General features: G+C 38.9%; 4 protein-coding genes and 1 pseudogene. All 5 read right to left on the bottom strand.

The genetic code is table 11. The features are described from left to right. Positions 1-36: 36 nt before the first annotated feature. The gene (locus tag JNO63_RS08555; RefSeq protein WP_203128515.1) at positions 37-579 is read right to left on the bottom strand and encodes a hypothetical protein; all 543 of its coding nucleotides are present in this window, start codon (positions 577-579) and stop codon (positions 37-39) included. A gap of 11 nt (positions 580-590) precedes the next feature. Next, positions 591-1550 carry a hypothetical protein gene (locus JNO63_RS08550; protein ID WP_203128514.1) on the bottom strand — a complete coding sequence of 320 codons (960 nt, stop codon included), beginning with the start codon at positions 1548-1550 and terminating at the stop codon, positions 591-593. Further along, positions 1550-2017: a carbohydrate-binding protein gene (locus JNO63_RS08545; RefSeq protein WP_203128513.1), complete on the bottom strand. Its 468-nt coding sequence runs from the start codon at positions 2015-2017 to the stop codon at positions 1550-1552. The genes JNO63_RS08550 and JNO63_RS08545 overlap by 1 nt, the downstream gene beginning before the upstream one ends. Further along, on the bottom strand, positions 2010-2378 hold the full coding sequence (locus tag JNO63_RS08540; RefSeq protein WP_203128512.1) for a hypothetical protein: 369 nt from the start codon (positions 2376-2378) through the stop codon (positions 2010-2012). Before JNO63_RS08540 ends, JNO63_RS08545 begins: the two co-directional genes overlap by 8 nt. Next, positions 2371-2998 (bottom strand): annotated as a pseudogene (locus tag JNO63_RS08535) (hypothetical protein); the annotation flags it as partial. The gene JNO63_RS08540 and the pseudogene JNO63_RS08535, both read right to left, overlap by 8 nt.

Below are 2998 nucleotides of genomic sequence, written 5' to 3'. Positions count from 1 at the left end.
AAATTATATCATAATTTGTCCAATTTTCAATTCAAATTACTTCTTAGACCTGATATACTCATCAAGTCCACTCTTTACTTTTTCTAAATCTGCCTTTGTGGCTAAATCCTTGGTACTTTGCCTAACCTCATCAAGCATGCCAGCTATGCTTACTAACTGACTATCTACACAGTCAAAACGATCATCTGTGTACTTTATATGCTTTACAAAGTTTTTGTTGTGATCTGCTATAGCTTTAGTGTTGCCGTTAATGCTGTCACTGTAGCTTTTAAGCTCGTTTGATTGATTAGCAAGGATTTCCGCTTGCATTTGAGTAGTTTTTTTTAACTCCTCAGTCATACTTAGATATGTTTTTCTTGTCTCTTTTTCAGCTTCCAGCTTATCTTTCTCAGCTTCCAGCATTAGTTCGTCGTGTCTAGCTCTTTGTTCTCGCTCGTATTTCTTTTCTTCTCGTTCATCATCAAATTTCTTATCCAATCTTTGCAAATGCTTATAAAAAAAAGTAGCTAGTAGGCTAACAACAATGATTGTTATCCCTATAGCTACTCCGTAGTCTGCGATTGTTTGTGTGGCCTCCACAGGATCACCTCCTAACTTCTTACAATGACTTCGGCATCTTTAAAAGTTTCAGCGTCATATTTAGTACTTTTGTTTATAGATATTAATTTTGCTCTACTAAGAGCTCCAGCCTCCACTTCTATAACACTATCGGGTATATATACATATTCAAGGGGTTGTCCTCCTAAAGCTCTAGCCCTAATTATTTTTACGGTGCTTGGCAATTGTATAAATTCATACCTAGCACTAATGCTCCCCGCTCCTCTAAATTCAGCTTCAACTTCATCCCCAATTATGTGTTCTTCTGTGTGGTACTTATTCCACAGCTTTAAAATACCTTTGCCAGGAGGTAGATACGGCTCTTGGCTAATAACGTTGTCTTTAATTTTTATCCCATCTCCACCTATATATTGAGGCACTATTTCAGTTTTTAATGCTTCTTTTTGCTCGGTTGTTAAATCAATCTTTTTAGGTATATCGTCTTTAAAGGCCACATCATCACTAACACTAAAAGTCGTACCTTCTAAAACTAAGCCGTTGCCTGCACTATAAGTAGTGACGTTGCCTTGATCGCCTTTGTCACCTTTAGGAATTTCTATCTCACTACCATCAGAAAATTTCACAATTGTATTCCCGTCCTCGTTTATAGCGGAAAATTCTATGGTCAAAGGTTCGGCATCTTTTCCAGGCTCTCCTTTAAGGTCAAGCCTTTGGTCAGCAGTCAAATCATCATAAGTAAGAGGCTCACCTTTTGGTCCAGGTGGGCCTTGTATCATTTTTTGTTGTTCCTCTGTAAAGTCAGTGATTTTAAGATTACCTACTGACACATAAGGCAAGTCCTTATACAAAGACCTACCATCACCAAATTTTAGCTTAGTAGTATCAGACTCAAAAGCGGGCTCGCCACGTAGTAGTATAAGATTGCTTTGCTCCCACTCTTTAGATGTGCCATACTGAAACGTGAAGCGCCCTTGTATTACACCAGTAGCCATTAATCAACCACCTTCCAACCAGCAGGATAAGCAGACGGACTATAAGCGTTGTTATCAATCACAGACTCATATACCTTGTCCTCAAACTTGACTTTATCCCCTTTTTTATAGGAATCATGGCCACCTGTAGGTTGTTTAAAATCTGGGATTATCTCAACCCCATCTATGGTCTCTTTAGCAGTAGTAGTCTTAAATAGAGCGGGCGTAGCATTAGGTTTCCAATCCGCTTGACTTGTGTGGTCTTGGATAACCTCGTAAAGCACATTGTAATACTTCACTATATCCCCTTTTTTATAGTCTTTATCAGCTTCCCACTTATCGTATATAGCGATAATTTCAGCATAGTCACTAGCAGATATATCACTAGCCATTACAAGCCTTTGTGTAGCCTTTTTGATATCCGCTACATCATTAGTAGTAGCATCAATATTTTGTCTTAGTTTTTTAAGTTTATCACGTCTACTCATCTATCCCTCCTACAAGTGCATCAAGGTCTGCATTTAGATCTTCTATGGTCTTAGCTTGACTCTCAGTCTTAGACGCATAGTCAGCCACGGTTTGCTCAGATTCTGCTAGCTTTGCTTCAAGTTCTTCTATTTTTTTCAAAAGTTCACTGTCATCGTAAGGATCTGTAGCATTGTCTTTGCTTTCAAGCTCTGTAATCTTGCCCTCCAGCTTTTGAATTTTATCCTCCAAAGCTTTTGTATCTGGAGTCTCAATCTTTGTGGGATTGGCATTTTCTTGCACACTAAAAGGGGCGTTGTATAGCCCCTTTTCTCTTAATTCATTGATTTCGCCGATTGGTTTTTTATTAAATACCTTAATCAAAAGACCCTCCTATCGCACTTATATATGACTGACCCTTAGCATCTCCACGGCTAATAGTAACCCTTATATCAACCCCAGCCTTTGCTGCAGTCTTATTCTTATTAGTAAAGTTAAAGGCCCTGTTATTTAGAGTCATAGCAGTAGCATCTTCCCAAGTAGGACTATCATCAAAGGAGTTATTGCACACCTCATACTTGACATCAGCCCCCTTAGCCACGTGGATACCAGCAGTAGATACTAGCACACGTTTAGCTAATCCGTCAGTCTCTATCCCATTTCCTGCAAGTTTCATGACTAGCCTATTTACTACTCTTGTAAAGGTCAAAGTCCTAGTAGAGCTAAAACCCTTATCATCATCAACCACTATCCTTATAGTATGCTTACCACGGGATAGTTTTTGCATAGCCTCACCATCTATCTTTATAGTCTGATTAACCCCCTCAGCTAGGGTAAACCTATCCTTAATTATCCTATCATCAAGATAAACCACCGTAGTCATCTTATCTTTTTCAGGATCTGTTGCAGACCAACTATACTCTAGGCTATTAGTCACCTCTCCTAAATCCTTATCCCTATCAGCTATGATAGGTGGCATATTGTTACGGATAAAGGTCACACGC

This window comes from Anaerococcus sp. mt242, assembly GCF_016798225.1.
Classification (GTDB): Bacteria; Bacillota; Clostridia; order Tissierellales; family Peptoniphilaceae; genus Anaerococcus.
The sequence above is the reverse complement of the archived record's forward strand: the minus strand, read 5'-3'. Positions and strand labels throughout refer to the sequence as shown.